13 protein-coding genes are annotated in these 24,260 nt (G+C 43.1%); 9 read left to right on the top strand and 4 right to left on the bottom strand.

All coding sequences use genetic code 11. The features are described 5' to 3' along the window. Positions 1-437 precede the first annotated feature (437 nt). From B9T36_RS15565 to B9T36_RS15550, 4 genes are all read left to right on the top strand, one after another. A complete protein-coding gene (locus tag B9T36_RS15565) occupies positions 438-932 on the top strand; it encodes a hypothetical protein (protein ID WP_086210375.1) in 495 nt (164 codons plus the stop codon). A gap of 46 nt (positions 933-978) precedes the next feature. After that, positions 979-3,705, top strand: coding sequence for a DUF11 domain-containing protein (locus B9T36_RS15560; RefSeq protein ID WP_086210374.1), 2,727 nt, complete (start codon positions 979-981; stop codon positions 3,703-3,705). 92 nt (positions 3,706-3,797) lie between these two features. Then, positions 3,798-9,812, top strand: coding sequence for an SdrD B-like domain-containing protein (locus B9T36_RS15555; protein WP_228147016.1), 6,015 nt, complete (start codon positions 3,798-3,800; stop codon positions 9,810-9,812). Continuing rightward, positions 9,812-10,363, top strand: coding sequence for a hypothetical protein (locus tag B9T36_RS15550; protein WP_086210373.1), 552 nt, complete (start codon positions 9,812-9,814; stop codon positions 10,361-10,363). Before B9T36_RS15555 ends, B9T36_RS15550 begins: the two co-directional genes overlap by 1 nt. Positions 10,364-10,472: 109 nt before the next feature. Here the strand turns inward: B9T36_RS15550 and rsmB are convergent, their stop codons facing one another. Together rsmB and fmt are read right to left on the bottom strand one after the other, a co-directional pair. After that, positions 10,473-11,780 carry a 16S rRNA (cytosine(967)-C(5))-methyltransferase RsmB gene (gene rsmB, locus B9T36_RS15545; RefSeq protein ID WP_086210372.1) on the bottom strand — a complete coding sequence of 436 codons (1,308 nt, stop codon included), beginning with the start codon at positions 11,778-11,780 and terminating at the stop codon, positions 10,473-10,475. Continuing rightward, a complete protein-coding gene (fmt, locus tag B9T36_RS15540; protein WP_086210371.1) occupies positions 11,777-12,739 on the bottom strand; it encodes a methionyl-tRNA formyltransferase in 963 nt (320 codons plus the stop codon). The genes rsmB and fmt overlap by 4 nt, the downstream gene beginning before the upstream one ends. Positions 12,740-13,200: 461 nt before the next feature. Between fmt and ilvD (B9T36_RS15535) the strand changes: the two genes are divergently transcribed. The 5 genes from ilvD (B9T36_RS15535) (at position 13,201) to B9T36_RS15515 (ending at position 21,777) form a co-directional block, all read left to right on the top strand. Further along, positions 13,201-15,030, top strand: coding sequence for a dihydroxy-acid dehydratase (ilvD, locus tag B9T36_RS15535; protein ID WP_086210370.1), 1,830 nt, complete (start codon positions 13,201-13,203; stop codon positions 15,028-15,030). A 366-nt stretch (positions 15,031-15,396) separates the two neighbouring features. Then, the gene (gene ilvD / locus B9T36_RS15530; protein ID WP_086210369.1) at positions 15,397-17,082 is read left to right on the top strand and encodes a dihydroxy-acid dehydratase; all 1,686 of its coding nucleotides are present in this window, start codon (positions 15,397-15,399) and stop codon (positions 17,080-17,082) included. A 71-nt stretch (positions 17,083-17,153) separates the two neighbouring features. Beyond that, a complete protein-coding gene (locus B9T36_RS15525; RefSeq protein ID WP_086210368.1) occupies positions 17,154-18,452 on the top strand; it encodes a hypothetical protein in 1,299 nt (432 codons plus the stop codon). Positions 18,453-18,775: 323 nt separating this feature from the next. Continuing rightward, positions 18,776-20,878: a TonB-dependent siderophore receptor gene (locus B9T36_RS15520; RefSeq protein WP_086210367.1), complete on the top strand. Its 2,103-nt coding sequence runs from the start codon at positions 18,776-18,778 to the stop codon at positions 20,876-20,878. A gap of 161 nt (positions 20,879-21,039) precedes the next feature. Then, positions 21,040-21,777 carry a sulfite exporter TauE/SafE family protein gene (locus B9T36_RS15515; protein ID WP_086210366.1) on the top strand — a complete coding sequence of 246 codons (738 nt, stop codon included), beginning with the start codon at positions 21,040-21,042 and terminating at the stop codon, positions 21,775-21,777. Here B9T36_RS15515 and B9T36_RS15510 read toward each other — a convergent pair. Continuing rightward, positions 21,774-22,679: a LysR family transcriptional regulator gene (locus tag B9T36_RS15510; RefSeq protein WP_086210365.1), complete on the bottom strand. Its 906-nt coding sequence runs from the start codon at positions 22,677-22,679 to the stop codon at positions 21,774-21,776. The genes B9T36_RS15515 and B9T36_RS15510 overlap by 4 nt on opposite strands. Before the next feature lie 160 nt (positions 22,680-22,839). Further along, positions 22,840-24,141 carry a solute carrier family 23 protein gene (locus B9T36_RS15505; protein WP_086210364.1) on the bottom strand — a complete coding sequence of 434 codons (1,302 nt, stop codon included), beginning with the start codon at positions 24,139-24,141 and terminating at the stop codon, positions 22,840-22,842. Between the last annotated feature and the right edge of the window lie 119 nt (positions 24,142-24,260).

Genomic DNA, 24,260 nt, shown 5'->3' with positions numbered 1-24,260 from the left:
GATATTTTTTCAGTGGTATTTGTGCGTATTTGTTTGAAAAATATATTAAATGGAAGATTTGATGTGAGTGATTTTAAGACAGGTATTGCTCCTATTTTATGCAATAGAGTGGCACATAAAAAGCACAAATTCAGGCTAGAGTTACACATTTTGTATTTTTTTTATATATGTAAGTTTTTGTATCACACAGCAATGTTTCCTTGTGTAAACTCACTGAATAAATAAATATTAATAAATAACAATAAGATAAATATTATTGTGTGACTGTATGTATCCCTTTGTATTTTACTAAGGAGAACCAGTTAACATTTTTTTTTAATAATGTATGGTTGTTTGTGTGTTTTTTGTTTAATATTGCATTGAGATTTGTTGCATTAATTTAAAAGAAAGTGATTAGTGTCACAAAAAATTCGCATTGGTTTGCAATGGATAAAATCATGTTAAACAAAAATTCTATGCTGAAAAAAATGACAATTGCTCTGATGTTTGTTGGAGTTGCAGCCAATGCGATGGCTGTAGCTGCAGCAACCAATAATGAGCCAGTCTCTATTCAGCTTAAAGCTTTCAAAAAAGTTGTCGATAACAAAGGGAATGCACAGTTTAAAGCTGCAGACTCGATTAAGCCGCAGGATGTCATTGAATATCGTGCGACTTATACCAACAACACCACAGGGAATATCAAAAGCTTAAAAGCAACATTGCCTATCCCTGCGGATACTCAATATTTGGGTTCAAGTTTACCTTCAGGTGCACTAGCAAGCACAGATGGGGTCAACTTTGCCGCAATGCCATTAAAGAAAAAAGTAGACGGCAAATTAGTCAATGTCCCATTGAAAGAATACCGCGCTCTACAGTGGCAAATTGCTGAACTACCTGCAAAGAAAGCCGTAACGGTCAGCGCACAAGCCAAAGTAAATACTTCAAACGATTAATTTCTAAATTTCACACACATCATTCTGATGGAGTCGGGGGACTTTCATGTCTATGAATTTGAAAACAACAAAGCGAAATAACCTTTATTTGTCTATTGCGACAGTTCTAGGTGGCTTTGCTTTCTTCGCTACAGGTGCCACGCATGCAGCTGCACCTGCTGCGGGAACGAATATTAGTAACATTGCTACGGCATCGTATGTGGATGGCACATCGACTACACGTACAGTGACGTCAAATGAAGTAAAAACGACTGTATTACAAGTGGGTAGCTTCACACTTGAGCAGAACCGTACCGCAACTGCTAACCCGAATGGTGTAGTGACTTTATCGCACGTATTGACCAATACGGGTAACGGAACGGATGAATTCACGCTAAGTTTAGCGAATGTGACAGGGGATAATTTTGACTTCTCGAACATTGCTATTTATTTAGATGCGAATAAGGATGGTGTGCCAGACAATGGTACGAATTTGGCTGGGCAAAAAGTGACTTTAAATGCTGGTGAGTCTGTAGGCTTGGTGGTGGTTGGTACAACAGCCGCAACAGCTACAGCTGGCAATACGGGTCAATTAGAACTGTCTGCAGCAAGCACGTACATTACTGTCGTAGCAGACAAAACCAAAAAGAATACGGACACCGTAACGATTGTTTCAGGTGCGGTCATTCAAGTGACGAAGTCTGCCAATGTAACGGCAGTGGCACGTGGCGATACTGTAACGTATGAATTAACCTATAAAAACACGGGTAATGCAGACGCAACCAATTTAACTATTGAAGACGTTTTACCTACAGGTGTGACTTATGTTGCAGGTTCAGCACGTTGGAGCGGTCAGACTGCGGCATTGACCGATGCGACTGGTGATGAAGCGGCGGCAGCAGCGAAATACGAATTTACGAGCAATAAAGTGCAGTTGGTGCTTGCTTCTGTGGCGCGCAACAGTACGGGCAAATTAACCTTCCAAGTGACGGTAGATAGTACTGCTCCTGCAGGAAAAATTACCAACATTGCGACATTTGATCCAGATGGTCCAGGCACTGAGACTTCTCAACCAACTAACCCGTATGATGTCACTGTACAGTCTACTTATACAGGTACGATCAACGATAACGCGACCGATACTTATTCGGATGCACAAAAAGTATCTGGTAATACCGCTAAAGATGACTTGATCACTACAACAGCAGTACAAGGTTCTCCTGTTTTATTTGGTGCCTCAAGCTCTACAGAAGATATCTGGATTCACAATCTGGGTAACGTATCTGAAACCTATAACATTACAGTTAATAAATCTGCATTACCTGCGGGTTCTATTGTTGAGCTATTAAAATCAGATGGTAATACCCCATTAACTGATACTAATGGTGATGCAAGTGTGGATAGTGGTCCATTGGCATCTGGTGGTCATCTTGAAATCTCTGCACGTATTACTTTGCCAAATGGTTATACAGGCCCGATTACAGCACCTGGTCTAGATACAATCTTAACCATTACACCTGTACATGCCCCTGCATCTTCAGATACGGTGACTTTAAGAATTACCAATATCACAGCGTCAAAAGTCGATTTAAGTAACGGTAAAGGTAATAAAAACTATACTGAAGACGATACAGGCTTAACGGGTGAGGGTGCTTACGTTTCTGGTAATGTTGTAACTACCGTAACGACTAAACCTGGTGTGGCGGCTACCTTCCCTATTGCTGTAACAAATCATGGTTCAACATCAGATAACTATAATTTTGGTACTGAGCAAGCATTGCCATCTGGTTGGACAGTTGAATACTTTGTTGCGGACTCAAGTGGTGTATGTACATCAACTAAAGTAACCAACACAGGCGCAATTCAGCCAAATGCAACGGCTTATTTCTGTGCCAAAGTAACACCTTCAGCGGATGCGACTCCTACTAATAGCCAAGATATCGTCTTTACGATTAACTCTCCTGCGACAGGCTTAACCGACAAGATGAAAGATCACTTGACGGTAGAGGCAGTACGTGGACTGTCGTTCTTGGCCGACCAACAAGGTCAGGTAGCACCAGGTGGTACCATTGTTTATAAACACACTTTAACCAACAACGGTAACGTTGTAGAGGGTGTTTCTGGTGGTAGCACACTTCCGTTTACAGTTACGCATGATCCATCAAACACAGGCTTTGTAACTTCTGTTTATGTTGATAAAAACAATGACGGTATTGCAGATGCGAGTGAGTTGGTTACAGGTCCTAACCTTAATGCATGGTTAACGGCAACTAACGGTGCAGATGGTCTTTCTCCAAAAGAAAGTATCAACATCTTGGTCAAAGTTGAAGCGCCAAGTAATGCAACAGCAGGTCAGGCCGACTTGTCGATCATTACGGTAACGCCGACAGGTGATCTCAATGGTACGGTAGCTCCAACAGCAGTTACTGTAACAGACAAGACCACAGTCAACATTGGTCAGGTACGTTTGGAAAAACTACAAGCACTTGATGCTGCTTGTGATGGTACGCCAGATGGTAGCTTTGGTACTTCGACTCTTCAGGCAAAACCAGGTGCTTGTATCATTTACCAAATTAAAGCAGTGAACGACGGTAACCAAGCAGTAACTGATGTTGAAATTACCGATGCAGTGCCAAGTTACACCACTTTGGGCTCAACGCCAGTTGCGGCTTTAGAACCTGTGTCAAAAGGGACAGTGACGAATACTACAAATAATTTGAAGTCTTCGAAATTTGCCTTGGCACCTTCTGAAACCGTGACGATGAAGTTCAGCGTCAAGGTCGATGGACAATAATTAAGCCATAACATTAATAACAACTTTTGTGGATAGGCATTTTTTCGTGCCTATCCCATTCATTTGCTTTTGCTCGGTATTGGGGTATTTTCGTGATTAAACGAGTTCAGCCGTTACAGAATCATAAGATCAAGCTTATTTTCTCAAGCTTAGCGACCGCTATGGCTTTGGTAAATCACGCTTATGCTGTGATGCCTGCTGCTGGGCAAAATATTACCAATACTGCGTATGCAAGTTTTGTACAAAGGGACGGTTTGATTGGTCAGGCCGTTTCAAATACTGTTCAAGTCACGATTACACCACAGTACGTGATTAGTCTGACTTCACCTGCGCGACAAGAAATCAATGCGGGTGATAAAGTCATTTGGTTAAATACGTTAACCAACCATAGTAATGCGCAAGCCGAGATTTCAATTGATCCTACTTCGGTTGCAGAATTATCCAATATAAAAATATATGTCGACAGTAACCAAAATGGTGAGTTTGATCGTTCAGACTTATTGGTAACGGGGCATCTCACTTTAGAAAGTGGTCAAAAAGTTGACTTATGGGTCGTTGCAGACTCATCAACTAGTTTAAAAGACAGTCAAAACGTTGATCTGCCACTTCGTGCTTATGTCATTCAAGAGCCTACAGTAGTTGCTGATGCAGTGAATGGATTGGTGAGTTTCTTGCCACAGCTCATCGCAACCAAATCTGTAAATAAAAGCAGTTTTGAACCACAAGCTGGGCAGTCTTACGATTTAACTTATACCTTAAATATTAAAAATACCTCTGCACGTAATTCGGGTACAAAACCGATTGAGGTCGATGGACAGACCATCAATGCAGTGGTGTTATTAGATGATTTACCTGCCAACACCACGTTTAAATCGGCAAAAGCAAATAATTCCAATGCCTTGATTTTATATCCATTAGGGCAAGATAAATTTACCCAGCAGATTCCGAACGATAAATCACTCATCAATACCTTGGTGGTGGCTTATCCGCAGGCTTTAGCAGCCAATGCGACTGAAAGTGTCGAATTGGTTGTGACCATGAACTCGAATATTAGTCGTACCTCGATTTCCAATATCTTTAGTGTCGAGCATGGCTTAGTTTCAAATATTAAAAAAACGCTGTCGAATGAAGTCGTGACGACTGTGGGGGGAAGTTCTTCCATCAGTAATAACAGCAAAGATTATTCCAGTATTTTAGCAACAGGTAGTTTAAGCAAGCCGTTGTATATCGCAGCAAATAGTGCCATGTGTAATGCAACACGTAGCAGTGCCGATAAAGTTAAAATTAAAGTTCAGTCGACGAAAACGGGTGATATTGAATACGTACAAGGTATTGAAACAGGTATCAATACAGGCATATTTCGGTTCTCTTTAGCAACGCAGGAATCTGCAACTGCAATACAAAATGACCAAATTTTACAGACGGTTAAGCGCGATCAAGTGCTGGTGAGTTTAACTGATTGTTTAGATGAAAATGGTAATTCTACGGCCAGTATCAGTGATGTCGATACCAATGTGTTGATTGATCCATATGGTGTGGTTTTTGACGCGAAAACCAATCAACCTGTTGCGGGTGCAACCGTGACATTATTGGATGCCAATGGTAAGCCTGCTGACAATGTCGCTTATAAACTAGATGAAACGACAGGGGACAAAGTTGCTATTCCTGCAACGCAAGTCACCAATAGCGATGGTGAGTTTGTTTATCCTTATGTCGAGAATGGTACTTATAGTTTATATATCGACACCTCAACGATTGCGGGTGGAACCAGCTATAAATTTACCAGCGATAAAACGGTATATAACAATTTTAACAATCGCGTAGTTGATGCGTCATGGTCTTATGGCGGAAACTTCACCTTAAAAACGGGTGATGCGGCACTTAATATTGATATCCCAATTGACCCTGTTGATATTGTGACGCCAATTAATGACAAACTGGTCATCAAGAAAGAAGTGGTGGGCGATAAAACGGCTGAAATTGGTGACTTTAAAGATTATATGGTAACGGTTGCCAATATGGGTGACTCAACGCTATATGATGTCGATATGAAAGATACTCTGCCACGTGGCTTTGTGTATGTATCAGGCACTACGCGTGTCAATGGTCAAAAGAGTAACGACCCACAGGGTGGCAAAGGTCCTTATTTAACTTTAGGTTTAGGGACACTGACACCGAAACAAGAAGCGAAGATTCAATACCGTGTATACATTGGCCCAAATGCTTTAAGTGGCGATGGGATTAACCGTGTTTATGCGCAGGACAATAAAAATACGACTTCAAATGAAGCACGTGCGGCGGTTAAGGTTACGCCTGGAGTATTTAGTCCAGATGGTTTTGTGGTGGGTAAAGTCTTTACCGACTGTAACCGCAACGGTGTGCAAGATGCAGGTGAGCTGGGCGTACCAGGCGTTCGTATTTACATGGAAGATGGGAACTTTGTGGTCACTGATCGTGAAGGGAAATATAACTTCTATGGCATTAAGCCCATTACGCATGTGCTGAAAGTCGACAATACCACTTTACCGAATAATGCTGAATTGGTACTGATTAGTAACCGTCAAGCCGGTGATCCTGCCAGCCGTTTTGTCGATTTAAAACGTGGCGAATTACACCGTGCCGATTTTGCGATTGCGGATACTGCGGGTGAATGTAGCCAAGCTTTGGCTACACAAATTGAGGCACGCCGTAGCAAAATTGATGCGCAACTGGATGCACTTGAACAAACTTTACGTCAGGACTTAACGGTAGATCCGCTCAGCAGTTATGTGACCGATGTTCAAGGTCAACCTGCCAGTGGTTGTATTAGTGCTTCTGGAGCTTCGGCAAACTGTAATATTGAATATAAAAAAGAACAGATTAAAGATGTGAAAACGGTTCAGCTTGAACCAGTTAAAGCGCCTGTAATTTTAGATTTAGAACAGGAATTACAACGTTCTGAATCGAACCAACTTGCCATTTTGAATCTAAAAGAACAACAAGTCTTGCCAGCCCAACAAGCCACCATTCAGGTGAAAGGTGCTTTAGGTACGGATATCCGTTTGTTTGTCAATGACGAGCAAATTTCGGAAAAACGCATTGGTAAAAAAGCCACCTATCAAGAGCATGGCGTTGCGGGTTTAGATTTTATTGGTGTGCCACTTACGGCAGGAAAAAATACGGTTTCTGTGCGTCAGTACGACAGCTTTGGCAATTTACGTGACCAACAGCAATTGACTGTGATTGCACCCGATGCAATGAGCCAATTGGCCACACAGTCTGTAGAGCAAGTGGTCTATGCCAATGGTAAGGACGTTTATCAAGTTGTAGTGAAGATTCTGGATCGTAATGGCACGCCTGTTGCAACGCGTACCCCTATCACTATAGAAACATCGGTAGGCACGATTCAGCTCAAAGATTTAGACCCTGATAAACCGGGTATTCAAGTTTTTGCAGAAGGCGGTTCTATTGTTGTTCCAGTACTCGCGCCATTAGAAGCGGGTTCAGGTGTGCTACGTATTCGTAGTGGTATTTATGAACAGACTGTACCTGTACATTTCTTGGCGGAACTGCGTCCAATGTTAGTTGCCGGGATTATCGAAGGTTCATTTGCACTGAATAAGTTCGACCCAAAAAATCTGTCGAAAAGCTCGACTCAAGATGGCTTTGAAGAAGAACTGAATGATTTATCCAGTTCAGGCGATGGTGAAACGGCCATTCGTGGTCGCGCCGCATTGTTCCTGAAAGGAAAAGTGCGTGGGGATTATTTACTGACTTTGGCTTATGACTCAAGCAAAGAAAATAATCAGCGCTTATTTCGTGATATTCGTCCAGATGAATATTATCCCGTGTATGGTGATGCATCTGCCAAAGGTTTTGATGCGCAATCTACCAGTAAACTTTATGTCCGTGTAGATAAAGGCCGCTCTTATGCGATGTATGGTGACTATGTCACACGTACAGAAAACGATGAAGGGCTTTCATTGGGCCAGTATAGCCGTTCATTGACAGGTCTGAAGTCTACTGCTGAAGGGGAGCGTTACCAAGTTTCTGGTTTTGCAGCTCGTACCAATGCAACGCAAATCGTGAATGAATTGCGCGCAATGGGGGTTTCTGGTCCGTACTCTTTGGGTATAGATAGTGACGATATTTTAGAAAATAGTGAAAAAGTGGAAGTGATAGTCCGTGATCGTAACAATCCTGGCTTGATTATTTCACAGCGCACATTAACCCGTTTTAGTGACTATGAAGTTGATACCTATACCAACAGTATTTACCTGACTTCACCTTTAAGCAGCATTGATGAGAACCTGAACCCTGTTTATTTACGTATCACGGTTGAGTCTGACCAAGGTGGTAAAGAATATACAGTTGCAGGTGTGAATGGTCGTTATAAGCTGAATGATAAAGTGACGGTGGGTGGTTCTTATGTGCAAAATGATGATCCAATGGATCAAGAGAAAATTGCCAGTGCCAATACCGTGATTCGTTGGAATGATAAAACTAAACTCATTGCGGAATATGCCTACTCTGATCACGATGCGTTAAACCTTGATCAATTAACCGATGTGAATGCATCAAATAGTACAGACAAATCTGGCGATGGCACCGCAGCTCGCGTTGAACTTGATTACAAAAATGACAAGGTTGATTTACGGGCTTACCATCAACAGGCGGATGAAAACTTCCGTAACGCCGCATCTTCGATTAGTTCAGGACGCAAAGAAAGCGCAGTGAAACTGAATGCACGTTTAGATCAATTTGGGATTTTACGTGTTGAAGCAGTACGGACTGAAGATATTGCCAACGAAGGTATCCGTTATGGCGTCAGTGCGTCAATTGAAAAAGCAATTAACCGCATAGTGAGCTTGGAACTGGGTACACGGTATTATAACGAATCGGCGAGTGCAGCGAGTGCTTCAACGCAAAGTGTTGAAACGCCGTATGACGGTACTACGGTTCGCGCTAAATTGAAAACAGCGCTCCCTTTTGATGGCTCAAGTGCTTTCTTAGAATATGAGCAAGATATCGCTGATAGTGACCGCCGTGTATTTGCTGTTGGTGGTGATGCTCAAGTCTATAAAAATATTCATGCCTATGCGCGCCATGAGTTCATTTCAAGTATTGGTGGATTATACGAACTCAATGACACGCAAAAACGTAATACGACCGTTTTTGGTTTAGATAGCGAATACATGCGTGATGGTTCAGTATTCAGTGAATACCGTGTACGTGATGGTATGAGTGCACGTGAAGCTGAAGCCGCGATGGGGGTGCGTAACCGTTGGCAGCTCAAAGAAGGCCTATTCTTTAATACCAGCTTTGAAAAAGTGAAAGTGTTTGAGGGTGAAAATAAAAATTCTTTAGAGTCAACTGCGGCAACCTTCGGCTTTGAACATCTGTCTAATCCACGCTGGAAAAATGTGGCACGCATAGAAGGGCGTTGGTCGAATCAAAGTGATAGTTATTTAAATACTTTAGGTACCGCGTACAAGTATTCAGACGAAGTGACTTTATTGGCTAAGAATGTACTGAACATTACCGACAATAAGTCTGCGGACTCTGGCGATCGCATCATTGATCGTGTTCAGGTTGGTGCTGCATATCGTGATTTGGCGACCAATCGTTTTGACTCATTGAGCAAAATTGAATATCGCTATGAAAAGAATGAAACAACGCTTGATGATCCGTATGAACGTAATGTTTATATCATGTCTCATCATATGAATTATCACCCAACACGTTCTATTCATTTATCAGGGCAATATGCTGTTAAATACCTCGATGAAACCTATGATCTTCTACAAACCAGTGGTATGACGCAAATGCTCAACAGCCGGTTTATGTATGACATTAATGAGCGTTGGGATGCAGGTGTCAATGCTGGAGTAATGTGGAATAGTGTTTCGGATGGAACCAAATATATGGCTGGAGTGGAAGTCGGTTATCTACTGGCAGCGAATCTTTGGGTTTCTGGGGGGTATAACTTTGTTGGCTATCAAGATAAAGATTTAATTGATAGTGATACAACGATGGATGGCGCATATTTCCGCTTCCGCTTCAAGTTTGACGAAAACTTATTTAATAAAAATAAAACCTCAGTCAATAAAGCTTTGGAGCCAAAATAATGTTGAGAGTCGCGACTAAGCATCTGTTATGGCTGACAGCAGTGGGTGTTGTGCTGACACATGCTAGCGAAGCCCCAGATCCTTCAACCTATCAGGCTTCGCAGCAGCAGGTGCATGTAGAATTACAAAGTGCATTTGGGCAAGCAACGGATATAAAAGAAAAATATCAGTTAGAAAAAGCGCGAGCGTGGCTGAGCTATGCTGACCATGCCTATAGTGCAAAAGCGAAACGTCAAAATATTGAATTGATTTACCAACAGGTCTTAGACATCTTATATGCAGATCCGCGTGCAAATTTAAGTGTAGAAACAGCAATACTGCCGTTTTCCCAAGTCATGCGTCATGATTTATGGACGCGCGCTGAACGTATCAAAGTACAAACGGGGTTTCAGTGTGCCTATAAAGAACTGGCACAAGCGGAAGTGAATTTGGTTTGGGCGGCTGCTGAGTACCGTCAATTGGGTTGGCGTCATTCGCGTGAGATTTTTGCCTCAGCAGAGCGTCTGATGGATCAAGCGATCTATTTGTCTGAGAACTGCGGTACGCTTTAAGTTTGGTCGGTATTATAACAAGACAAAACGCGAAGATTGCGGTGCATATTGGTATGGGGATTTGCATTTTATCACAATAAAAAAGGAGCCATTTTGGCTCCTTTTTTATTTAAATCTTTTCAATACGGCAATAATAAAAACCATCACCATGGTCAGGTGTCGGGAAAAGCTGACGACCGTGAATCTGCTCAATACCCCAATCTGCGTGAATTTTCACTTCTGTGGCATCTGCATGTTGTGCGAAGAAATGTTGCATCTGCTGTTCATTTTCAGCTTTTAAAATTGAACAGGTGATATACAACAAGGTGCCACCAACTTTCAGCTGTTTCCACATCTGTTCCAAGATCTGCTGTTGTAGTTCAACCGTTTGCTGGATGTCGGTAGATTGGCGCAGTAAACGAATATCAGGATGGCGACGCATCACTCCAATGGCTGAACATGGAGCATCTAAAACGATGCAATCTACAGGTTCAGATGTTTCCCAAGTCGTTGCGTCGGCCGCGAGAATTTCAACCTCGGTGAATTGGTTGAGCTCAAGCCGTTCTAGGTTTTCAGCCACACGGACTAACCGTTTAGCATCCTGATCAAGTGCGATGAGTTTCTTCGGTGTATATTTTTCCAGTAAGTGTGCTGTTTTGCCACCAGGTGCTGCACAAGCATCAACGACGAATTTGTCAGCTAAGTTGGGCAAAAGCGTTGCACAGAGCTGCGCATGTTCGTCTTGAACGGAAAAGCCACCATGCTCAAATCCTGGGAGTGCAGGAATCTGTACAGCTTGTTCTAAAACAATCCCTACTTCAGACAGCTGACAGGCATGAGCATCAATATCTTCTTCAGTCAAAATTTCGAGGTATTCTTCACGGCTGACCACGCGCTCATTGGTGCGTAAGGTTAGAGGTGCAACACCTTTTAAGTCACGGCAAAGCTGTTCAAGTGTGTCGACGCCCCAATCTTTTTTCAGGCGCTTAAATAGCCAGCTAGGTAAGCCATGTGCTTGTTCTAAGCTGTGTTGAAATTCAGATGTTTCACGTGAAACACGGCGAAGAATTGCATTGACAACACCACTTAAGGCTTGATAGCCGAGCTGTTTGACTGCAGTCACCGTTTCTGAAATTGCTGCATGGTCTGCAACACGGGTGCATAAAATCTGATACAGGCCTACATAGAGGCAGGTTTCAACTGTTTCATTGTTCAGCGGTTTGACCAAGAGTGGCAAAGTAATACTTTTTAAGCCGTACCATTGGCGCAATGTTCCGAGAACTAACTCATGAAAAAGTGCGCGATCACGATCGGCGACTTTAAGCAAATGCTGAGGAAGCACGCTTGCTAAAGACTGACCTTGTTGTACAGCTAAAAGTGTGCGAATCACTTGCGCACGTAGGTTTAGGTGAGACGTGCCGGGTTCAATTTTACTCATGCGAAAACTTGTCCTACCTGTAATTTTTGAGTTTGCTGGATTTGTACAGGGTTAAGCGTTTTACCCCCTGGCCATTGTAGTGCGGTTAAACACACCGCTCGTCCATCTCCACACACGACATGCACGCCTTGTTTGTCGATGGCTAAAATACTGCCAGCGGTTTGGTTTTGGGGGTTTTCTGTAGACAGTACTGAACCCCAAACGCGTAAATTATTATTTTCATCCAGTGCAATAAATGCCACAGGCCATGGGTTAAAGGCACGAATATTACGGTCGACTTGCGCTGCAGTTAATGACCAATCAATATGCGCTTCTGCTTTTGACAACTTATGCGCATAAACTGTTAACGCTTCGTCTTGTACTTCACGTTGCTCTAAATGGTGCTGTAATGTGCTTTCAGAGGCCAACACTTTAACGATAGCTTCTGCCCCTTGAATCGCCAATTTGTCATGCAAGCTTGCAGATGTATCTGTGGCTTCAATTGAGCAGTAGGTTTTATACATCATATCGCCAGTATCCAATCCTGCCGCCATTTTCATAATGGTGACCCCAGTTTCTGCATCTCCAGTAGAAATTGCGCGTTGAATCGGGGCAGCACCGCGCCAGCGCGGCAGGAGCGAACCGTGAATATTGAGACAACCATATTTAGGCGTATCTAAAACCACTTGTGGCAAAATAAGACCATAGGCAGCTACGACCATCACATCGGCATTTAAGGCTTTGAGTTCAGCCTGAGCCGCCAAACCCTCTTCCGTTGAAGACTTAAAGTGCAGTGGTTGATAGACAGGAATTTGATGCGCTAAAGCCAGCTGCTTCACGGCTGAGGCAGTCAGTTTTTGCCCACGACCTGCTTTACGGTCAGGTTGTGTATAGACCGCGACAATCTCATGTTCTGTTTTTAGCAACGCGTCTAAGGCTACAGCCGCAAATTCGGGCGTGCCTGCGAAGATGATTTTCAATAAAGACTCGAAAAAAATGACAAGATTAGATCAATTATAACAAAACTGGAGCAGTTACTGATTTTACCATTATAAAAAGCTGACTAAGACCGTCTAAATGAATGATGTATTAATATTTTTATGAAGAAAAAAGTTGCGGGTATTCGGCACAGATCAAGGGGGGATTTGCATTTTATATAAATAAAACTCATGCAAAATTTAAAAATTATTCATAGAAGTTTTGTATTGAAAGGTCAGTGAACGGGTTATAGTAGCTTCAATATGCAATTGAATGTCAACTCATTGGTTAAAATGTAGTGTCTAGCCTAGATGCCTGATCTGTTTTCGGTCGAGATGCCTAGAAACGATATTGGGAAAGAATACGGAGATGCTATGTTTAACTGCTTGACACTCATCGAACTCAGATTTTAGCCAGAGTGAATGTGCACATTCATCTCAAGCACACTTTGTTGGAAAATATAATGCCTGACTATCGTTCAAAAACATCGACACACGGAAGAAATATGGCGGGTGCGCGTGGCTTATGGCGCGCAACGGGGATGAAAGACGAAGACTTTGGTAAGCCGATTATTGCAGTGGTTAACTCATTCACTCAATTTGTACCAGGTCACGTTCATCTTAAAGACTTAGGTCAACTGGTGGCTCGTCAAATTGAAGCGTCAGGTGGTGTAGCCAAAGAATTTAATACCATTGCGGTCGATGATGGGATTGCGATGGGACACGACGGCATGTTGTATTCATTGCCTTCACGTGACTTAATCGCAGACTCGGTGGAATACATGGTGAATGCACACTGCGCTGATGCCATGGTGTGCATTTCAAACTGTGACAAAATCACCCCGGGCATGTTGATGGCGTCTATGCGCCTAAATATTCCTGTGGTTTTCGTCTCTGGCGGACCAATGGAAGCGGGTAAAGTGAAAATTCGTGGCAATGAACACGCGATTGACCTTGTCGATGCCATGATTGTCGCAGCAGATGACAGCTTTACTGATGAAGAAGTAGCTGAGTATGAACGTTCAGCATGTCCGACCTGTGGTTCATGTTCAGGCATGTTCACTGCAAACTCAATGAACTGTTTAACTGAAGCTTTGGGTCTATCACTTCCAGGCAATGGTTCAACTTTAGCAACCCATGCGAATCGTAAAAAATTATTTGAAAAAGCGGGTCAGTTGATTGTTGAAATCACCAAACGTCATTACGAACAAAATGATTACAGCTTATTGCCACGCTCAATTGCGACTAAAGCTGCCTTTGAAAATGCCATGACCCTTGATATTTCAATGGGTGGTTCAACCAATACCGTTCTTCACTTATTGGCCGCTGCGAATGAAGCAGAAGTTGATTTTACCATGACAGATATTGACCGTCTGTCACGTAAAGTGCCTGTACTGTGTAAAGTTGCCCCTGCAAAACAAGATGTACACATGGAAGATGTACACCGTGCAGGTGGCATCATGTCGATTTTGGGCGAATTAGATCGTGCAGGATTGTTGGATACATCTGTACCGACCGTTCATGAAAAAACGCTAAAAGATGCTTTGGATAAGTGGGACATCATCCGTACGGAAGATGAAGAAGTGTATCAATTCTTCCGTTCAGCACCGGGCGGTGTACCGACGCAAACGGCATTTTCACAAGACCGTTACTACTCTCGTTTAGATGGTGACCGTGACAATGGCGTCATTCGTAATGTGGAACATGCTTTTTCTCAAGATGGTGGTTTGGCTGTCCTGTATGGAAATATTGCACTTGAAGGCTGTATTGTCAAAACAGCAGGTGTGGATGATTCCATTTTGAAATTCAACGGCACCGCACGTGTTTTTGAAAGCCAAGATGCTGCGGTAGAAGCGATTCTCGGTGGAAAAATCACTGCTGGCGATGTGGTAGTGATTCGTTACGAAGGTCCACGTGGTGGTCCGGGCATGCAGGAAATGTTGTATCCAACCAGTTACTTAAAGTCGAAAGGGCTTGGTAAGGATTGTGCTTTACTTACCGATGGTCGTTTCTCAGGTGGGTCATCGGGTCTATCTATTGGTCACGTGTCTCCTGAAGCAGCTGAAGGCGGTGCGATTGGCTTGGTTGAAGATGGCGACCGTATCGAGATTGATATTCCAAACCGTACCATTCACTTAGCTGTGGATGAGGCAACCATGGCTACGCGCCGTGAAGTGCAAGAAGCTAAAGGCTGGCAACCTGCTGAACAGCGTCCACGTAAAGTCTCTAAAGCCTTAAAAGCTTATGCGATGCATACCACCAGTGCGTCTAAAGGTGCGGTTCGTGAAATTTAATCGCTAGTCTTTGACTGATTAAAAAGAGCACTCCATTTGGGGTGCTTTTTTATTGATTGATGAAAATAGTACAGTCGCATTTTACATTACGATTTGCACTTTTATTGCGTAGACGAGGTTTTACTTTTGACGGCACAAAAGTAACAAAATGCCTTTGTTTCACTGTATGGCATCCCTGCCATACAGTGAAACAGCGACATCCATGTCGCTTCATCATGTGACTTGATTTGTGTAAAACAACAATAAATGGGTTCATGTAATACCTAGCGAGTCGCTTTCATGTGTAGCCTGCTTTCTATACAATAAAAACAGAAAAAATTGCCAAGACTGTAGAGCAATACGCAGCCATCGCTAAGGACAAATACAATGAGTAAAGACAATATCCGCGAACATTCAGCTCCTGTTTATGAGGGCATTGAAAATGCGCCTGCACGTTCCATGATGCGTGCAACAGGCTTTAAAGATTCCGACTTTACCCGTCCCTTTGTCGGTATTGCGTCTACGTGGGCCAATGTCACGCCGTGTAATATGCATATTAATGAACTGGCGCGTGAGGCTGAGAAAGGGGTCAATCAAGCTGGCGGCAAAGGCATTATTTTTAATACCATCACCATTTCAGATGGTATTTCTAACGGCACCGAAGGCATGAAGTATTCATTGCTGAGCCGTGAAATTATTGCTGATTCGATAGAAGCTGTGGTGGGGTGTCAAGCCTATGATGGGGTGATTGCCATTGGTGGTTGTGACAAAAATATGCCGGGTTGTATTATGGGCTTAGCCCGTTTAAATCGTCCAGGTTTGTTTGTTTATGGTGGGACAATCAAGCCGGGCGCAGGGCATACTGACATGATTTCTGTCTTTGAAGCAGTGGGTCAGCACGCCAAAGGTGAAATCAGTGCCATTCAAGTCAAACAGATTGAAGAAGTGGCGCTGCCGGGGCCAGGATCATGTGGCGGTATGTACACTGCAAACTCGATGGCTTCTGCGATTGAAGCCTTGGGCATGAGTTTGCCGGGTTCCTCTGCACAAGAAGCGGTTTCAGATGACAAAAGGATCGACTGTCAAAAAGCAGGTGAAGCGGTGATGAATTTGCTGCGCTTAGATTTGAAACCACGCGATATCATGACCAAAGCTGCATTTGAAAACTCGATTAAAGTGCTGATTGCCTTGGGGGGGTCGACCAATGGCGTGCTGCACTTACTGGCAATGGCACATACTGCTGGGGTTGAACTGAGTTTGGATGATTTTGTCCGTATCGGGCAAGATATTCCCGTAGTGGCCGATGTGCGCCCATCTGGTAAATATTTGATGTCTGAGCTGATTGCGATTGGGGGCATTCAACCGTTGATGAAACGCATGCTGGATGCTGGCATGCTCGATGGTTCATGTTTAACGGTAACGGGCAAGACCTTGGCAGAAAATTTGGCGGAGGTGGAAGATTACCCTGAAGGTCAGCAGATTATTTTACCCTTCGACGCGCCTATTAAAAAAGACTCTCACTTGGTGGTGCTTAAAGGTAACCTATCTCCAACAGGTGCTGTGGCTAAAATCACGGGTAAAGAAGGCCTGTACTTTGAAGGGCCAGCGCGTGTCTTTGAGGGTGAAATTGGCGCGATGCGCGGCATTTTAGACGGCGAAGTCCAAGCGGGTGAAGTGGTGGTGATTCGTGGAGAAGGGCCTAAAGGTGGGCCGGGTATGCCAGAAATGCTGAAACCGACCTCAGCGATTATTGGTAAAGGTCTCGGTAAATCTGTGGCCCTGATCACCGATGGTCGTTTCTCTGGCGGCAGTCATGGTTTTGTCATTGGTCATGTAACCCCAGAAGCCTATGAAGGTGGGCCAATTGGTTTGGTGCAAAATGGCGATAAAATCTCGATTAATGCAGAAACCCGCGAAATGACGTGGCATGTTTCGGCAGATGAGATCGCTGCGCGTCAAGCGGCTTGGGTGAAACCGCATCCGAATTATCGTTATGGGGCCTTGGCCAAGTTTGCAAAACTGACCACTGGCGCAGAAAAAGGCGCGGTAACTGATCTAAATTTAGATGTCTAATTGATCATTTTGCTGTGAATTGATATAAACCCTTGTAGTACTTTCAAGGGTTTAATGTAGAGGCTTTGCTCATGTCACTGTTGCGTCGATGGTTCGATCCGATTCGATCGCGTTGGTTTTACCAAAAACCGATTCGTCAAACGGTCGTATCTACAGAACAAGGCTTGAGTATTCATTTACGCCTCGACGATGTATACAGCTATTTAGCCGTTCAGCAGTTACCCCAAATTGAAGAAATTTTAGCGGATGAACTAAAACCATTGACGGTGGTCATTTCTCGTCAGGCTGCTGAACCGCCAAATCAGATGTCGGCATTGGAATGGCAGACCTATTGTTTAAATGATGCCAAAATTCTGTCGCGTCAGCACCGTTTTAGCTTTCATGAAACCCCGGAGCAACCCAGTATAGAGGCATTAAGCCAAGCAGAAACTATTTTGCGACTTACGCCGCTACGTGGGCAGGACTTTTTGTATTTGCTCGAAGACGTGTTTCATATGTTATGGCAAAAGCAAGAGGGGAAACTGCGGACTTTATATGCGATGGCCAGTCGTCATCATCAGGAGCAAAACTTTCCAGAACGTATTTTTAATGATGATGTGGTACTGGCGAGCTACTTTCAACTCGGTGACCGCCAATATCATGCTGTTGATGATCTACTACGTTTAACCCGTCGTTTAAAACAACAAAAACTATTTACCGATAATCCGATTTTCTTAATCAATCATATAGATTGGCGTGAGCATTTGATTAGTGATGCGGAAGAGTTAAATGAAATTCAGGCACTTGATCCTGAGTTGGATTTATACGTTGCACTTGAAGATCCGATTTCATGGTTATTGTTAGCTTATATCAAAGAAGAGCTGGCAGATTATTATAATATTCAGCTTAATGTTTACCCACTGAGTTATCATGGTCGAGACTGGTTTGACTGGAGTTTGGCAACGCGGTTGTCTAAGCGAACAGAAGTACAGTTCACGCCGTTTTGTCGCCCGACCCAAGTGGCAACTTTGGCGATGGCACAGTTATTTTATAGTGTGCCCGAAGAGCAACGTATTGATGCCATGTATCGGATATTGAAAACGGTTTGGACTCAAGGTAAGGATTTATCTTATAAAGCACATTTTGATCATTTGATGCAGGAGCTCGATATTACAGCGTTGAGTGTTGACAATGTAGAGACCAAGCTCAAAGAAAACGATATCTTGTGTGAAATGAAGTCTCAACCCGATTTTCCCGTGCTTGAACTGCGTGTTGATGGTCAGAGCTATGTCTTTAATAGTCTGTATCGGGTTTGGATGATTGAAAGTATTTTCAGTAACGTACTGGAAGACCAGTACAAAGCAGATAGTGCTGATGAACAGCAAGGTTAAACGGTTTATTGTGTTTAAGTTGGGTTCAAAGTGCGCTTGAACCTGCATGATAAAATTTATCTTAAAAATAAATACTTAGTTTGCTAATGCTGAAAACGTTTTCAGTTGTCTTGAGGGCATGCTTGTTTAATCTGTGTGAAGGCAAGGCCCCTACGATATAAGCAACATGCTTAATCTGGATCATTATTTTTCAGGCACTTGAATTCTTATTTATAAATTTAATGAGTGTTAACAGTTTAAATCATTGTTAAATTCTATTAATTAATATGTTTACAAATGAAAATGATTATAATTGAGATTCTTTCTGTTTGTTGATTGATGCTATGCGTTTTCATATTTCTTATCTGAGTTTGTCCATTCTTGCTGTAATGACCACGCCGACCTTTGCTCAGAGCGAGGTAGAGGAAACGACATCATCGAAGGTTTTGCCCACTTTACAATTTGAAGCTCAAAAACAAGATGCGAAAGACGCGTATGCGGCAAAAACTGCATCAGCTGTTTTGCGTTCAGATGCCCCACTTTTTGAAACGGCACAATCAATCAGCGTGATTAGTGCAAAACAACTCGAACAAAAACAAGCGAAAACACTGTCTGAAGCCTTGCAGGGTGTAGCAGGGGTCACTGCAGGACAGTATGGGCGTCGTGGCTGGGATGACTTTATTATTCGTGGACAAGTTTCCAGCGCGCAGACTTATGTCGATGGCTTGCGTATTCAAACTTCGGATAATGCCCTACGTTCAGAAGACATCACTGGCTTGCAGTCGATTGAAGTGGTGAAAGGGCCAACATCGACAGGTTTTGGCTTTGCCTTACCAGGTGGTTTAGTCAATTTAACCACTAAGCGTCCTGAGGCAAAGACTTCTTATCGTGGCAGTGTAAGCTATGGTAGTAATGCTTTGATTGATGGAACATTTGACATTAACTATGCACCAAATGACAGCGAAAAGGGTGCGTTTCGTGTAGTGGGTCATGCCTCTGATCAGGATGATCCAACAGATTATGTTTATTATAAAAATTATTATATTGCGCCCTCTTATAATTTTGATTTAGGCGAAAAAGATGAGTTGTCTGTGATAGCGAGCTATCAACATCGTGATTTTATTCGTCAGCAAGGGATTCCTTATAGTAATGGTGCTTATAAAAATTACTCACAGAGTTTGTTTTTTGGCGCGCCGAATTTAAGCAATACGGTTGATGTTTTGCGCTTAGGTTCGAACTATGCACATTATTTTGATAATGGCTGGACCTTTAAGCAAAATTTTGCAGTCACTAAAACCGATGCAGATAATAATCCTGTATTGGCGGGGAGTAATAACACATTACCGACCATCAAACGGACGGTGGAAAGACAGATTAAAGATGATGTAAATTTTGCATTAGATAATAATGTGTCACGTCATTTCGACTGGGGCAAAACCCAATATGATTTAATGATTGGTTTAGATATGATGCATGAGCGTAGTGACTATGAACGCCGTCGCAATAGTTTGTCATCTTTTAATGCCAATAATCCTGTTTACACTGCAATTCCAAAAGCAACAACAACAATTGCTCACCAAATTACCGACACCCAATATATGGGTGTATATCTACGTAATAATTTTAAAATTGATGATCATTGGATCTTGGGCTTATCAGGTCGTCATGACTGGACTCAAGTAGAGGTCGATGATCTTTTCAATGATACGAAATTAAAAAATTCAGATAATGCCTTTACGGGTAATGCATCTTTGATGTATCAGATTAATGATATGTTTGCCCCTTACGTGAGTTATGCAACCTCTTTCTTTCCTGTGAGTGATGCTGGTGCAGATGGTACGCTGCTGGACCCAGAAGAAGGGGAACAATATGAAGTTGGTGTGAAGTTCCAAGGGCTGAATCAAAGACTGCAAGGTTATGTAGCTTATTATGATTTAACCCGTCAAAACGTAACCGAGACGGATACAACAGGTGATTATTCTGTACAAATTGGCGAGCAAAAGACCAAGGGTTATGAAACAGAGTTATCAGCAGCTTTAACTGATCAATGGAACCTGACCGCAACCTATAGTTATATTCCTACAGCCAAAATTACTGAAAGTGAAACCAGCAGTGATATTGGCAAGCGAATTAACCATGTGCCTAAAAATGCGGCCTCTTTATCAACTCAATATTTCTTTGGTGGTGATCAACTGGGCTGGAATGTTGGTGCAGCTGCAACTTATCAGGGTGAGCGTACAGCGCAACGCGGGACTTATTATGTACCGTTATCGAGTTATACACTCTACGATGTCAGTGCAGGTTATGAAGCGAAAAATTGGGGCGCAAAATTCAGCGTAAAAAACCTGTTTGATAAAGAGTATTTAGTCGGAACCACGCCAAATGCACAATTGGTGAATTGGGGTGATCCACGTACTTTCCGCTTCAGCCTAAATTTCAAATACTAAGCAGAATCACAGCGCATCACATCTGGATTCAATAACAGTTGAGTCCAGAGCATGCTTTCCAGTAAGCCTCAATCTTTGATTGAGGCTTACTTCTAAAAACAGTGATATGACCCCGCATTCAAATTTTATAGCATGGCACTAAGTGTTTAGAGAGAATCGTCATGCTTGCTTTTGTTATTTTTGTTTTTGCTGTCGCAGGTATGATTAAAGGCACCATTGGATTGGGCTTGCCCGCCGTGTCGATGGGACTTTTATCTTTGGTGATTAGCCCATTTCAAGCGGCAACTTTGCTCATAATCCCTTCCATGGTCACGAACGTTTGGCAATTGTTCGCAGAAGGGCGTGTACTGCGACTGCTACAGCGCTTTTGGCCCTTGTTGGTGGGCATGATCATCGGTTCAGTTTGGAGTGTTTTTCCTACGCTCGGACATGGCGAATTTCAAAGTGAAGCGTTGTTGGGCGGAATGCTGGCCATTTATGGTCTATATGGTTTGTTTGCCAAAAACATGCCCAACTTAGCCCCCTATGAAAAATATCTATCGCCGATCATGGGCTATTTGGGTGGTGCTTTGACAGTCGCGACAGGGGTGGTGGTGATTCCTGTGGTGCCGTATTTGCAGTCTTTGCATTTAAAGCGGGATGATTTGGTACAATCGCTTGGCCTTGCCTTTACCGTTTCAACTTTGTGTCTAGCTGCATATTTACATCTGAATCCTGTTGAAGATACCCCAATTGACTATCAATTGTCGTTGATCGCACTACTGCCTGCATTGCTCGGAATGTGGTTGGGCACTAAAATTCGCTACCGCATCCCTGAGCAAGCCTTTCGTAAGGTGTTTTTTGTGGGCTTAGTGCTATTTGGCAGTTATATGGTTTTACATCAATTGGGCTGGCTTTAATGCGCAATGAGTTGATCATGTTGGCTCAAGAGGAATTGACTAAAGCGTTGGTAATCTGCGGGGAGCTGATCAAAATACCGTGTCGCTAGCAGCAACTTGCGGTTGGCCCATTTGCCTAGTAGTTCAATCTGCTGAAAGTCATACTGCACGTTTAAACGCTGTGCTGCCCGTTTGGGAATAATGGCAATGCCGACGCCATTGGCAACGACTTGTGCGATTGCGGCAAAGTTCGGGACCCGTAGCCGATAGTGAATCTCATAGCCTAAGCGTTTGGCTTGAGCCTCGATTGACTGTTGTAGGGAATGGTATGGCATGAGGCCTACAAAAGGATGTTGCACTAATTCACCCAGTTCCAGTTGAACCACAGTGGCAAGTGCATGCTGATTTGGACAGATCAGCACCAACGGATCGTCAGCAAATTCTTGGGTTTCAAGTTGTCCTGCATCGAAAAAACTGGAAATCAGTCCCAACTTCGCCGTGCCTATGCTGAGGGCCTGAATAATGTCATTGGTTTCAGCTTCCTTTAATTCGATATGAAGTTTTGGATTTTCCATCAAATACTGTGGCAATAAATGGGGTAAGTACTCACTTTGCGCTGATGAGTTGCACCACAGAATAATGTTACTCGTTGCACTGTGGGCAAAGGGCAACATAGCCTGTTGTAATTGTTGCTGCTGTTGTAGCAAATGTTGTGCATGTTCAGCAAAAGTTTGTCCAGCAAGGGTCGCTTTTACCCCTGTTGCATGGCGGGTAAATAGACTGACTTCAAAATGGTGTTCTAATTTTTTAATCCGTTCACTGGCGGCCTGTAAAGAAATGGCGGAACGTTCCGCACCTTTGGTGAGACTGCCTGTACTCAGGATATTGATAAACAATTGCAGATCAAAAAAATCAAGGCGCATGGCAGGGTCAAAGCGGAAAATGTTGCTTTATCTTAGTCCTTTTTGCGTTTTGAGACATCCCTTTAGCAGAGTGGCATATGAAATTGAAGGTAGCGCATCCGACCAAAAAAAAGCAGCCCGAAGGCTGCGATCAAAAACGAATACTCAAAAATAAGGCCGATTAATCTTTTTGCCCTAAGCTGAAGAACCAGTTGAGGAACAAAGCTGCAAAGGTTGCAGTACCAATACCACCCAAGTTAATACTGCCAACTTGTAAGGCAAAATCACCCGTACCTAAAATGATGGTTACCGCAGCCACCATCAGGTTTTTGTTCTGTGAGAAATCAACTTTGTTTTCAATCCAGATTTTTGCACCCGCGATGGTAATCAAGCCAAAGACCACAATCGACGCACCGGTTAAAATTGCAGTCGGAATGGTATGGATAATCGCACCAAACTTTGGGGACAGACCCAAGAAAATGGCAAATACACCTGCGATGGCAAAAATGATGGTCGAATAAACTCGTGTGACTGCCATGACCCCGATGTTTTCACCATAGGTGGTCATGCCAGGAGCACCTACACCCCCTGCTAAAGTTGTTGCAATACCATCCGCAACAAATGCTTTACCAATCTGTGGATCAAGATTTTCACCTGTCATCGCACTTACAGCTTTAATGTGACCTAAGTTTTCCGCCACCAATATCAAAGCAATCGGTGCAATGATCATCATGGCATTGGCATTAAATTCAGGTGCATGGAAAGTCGGTAAACCAAACCAAGCGGCTTGTTGAATCGGGGCAAAATTAATCGCTGTGCCATAGCCCATGACATTGGTCACAATAAAGTAGACTAAATAAGACATTAACAGACCAATTAATAACAATAGGCGTTGCAATAAGCCACGAGTAAAGACTGCAATTGAGCCCATACATAACACGGTAACCAGTGCCATCCACATATTAAAGGTATTGCCAGCAACGCCTTTGACTGTAACAGGGGCAAGGTTTAGACCGATGATCATGACTACAGCACCTGTCACTACAGGTGGCATCAGTTTTTCAATCCACTTGGTACCTGTTGCCATAACCATAAAGCCAAACAATGTATAAAGTAGACCACAAGCGATGATCCCGCCACCCGCCATGGCTAAATTTGGATTGAGTGCGCCTGTGCCCGATGCAGTATAGCCCGTTGCAGCGATCACCACGCCAATAAAGGCAAAACTTGAACCCAAATAACTTGGAACACGACCACCCGTCATAATAAAGAACAAGATGGTACAAATCCCTGACATTAAGATGGCAAGATTAGGATCGAAACCCATTAAGAATGGTGCAAGAACTGTTGCACCAAACATAGCAAAGGCATGCTGAACACCTAAAATTGCACTTTGTGAAGCTGGAAGATATTCACTTGTGCCAACAGGGCGTGCATCTATGTTGCCTTCGTACGGGCGCCATTTGGGGAACCAATTGGACATTTTTTGAGCACTCTAAAGATAAATTGTGCACATCATACTCTTGTTTTTTAGAAGATTTAATCAGTGATACAAAAAATTGTTCAAACTAATCTTATGACTTTTCAGAACTTTTTACCGCA

Source organism: Acinetobacter sp. ANC 4204, assembly GCF_002135205.1.
GTDB lineage: Bacteria > Pseudomonadota > Gammaproteobacteria > Pseudomonadales > Moraxellaceae > Acinetobacter.
The sequence above is the reverse complement of the archived record's forward strand: the minus strand, read 5'-3'. Positions and strand labels throughout refer to the sequence as shown.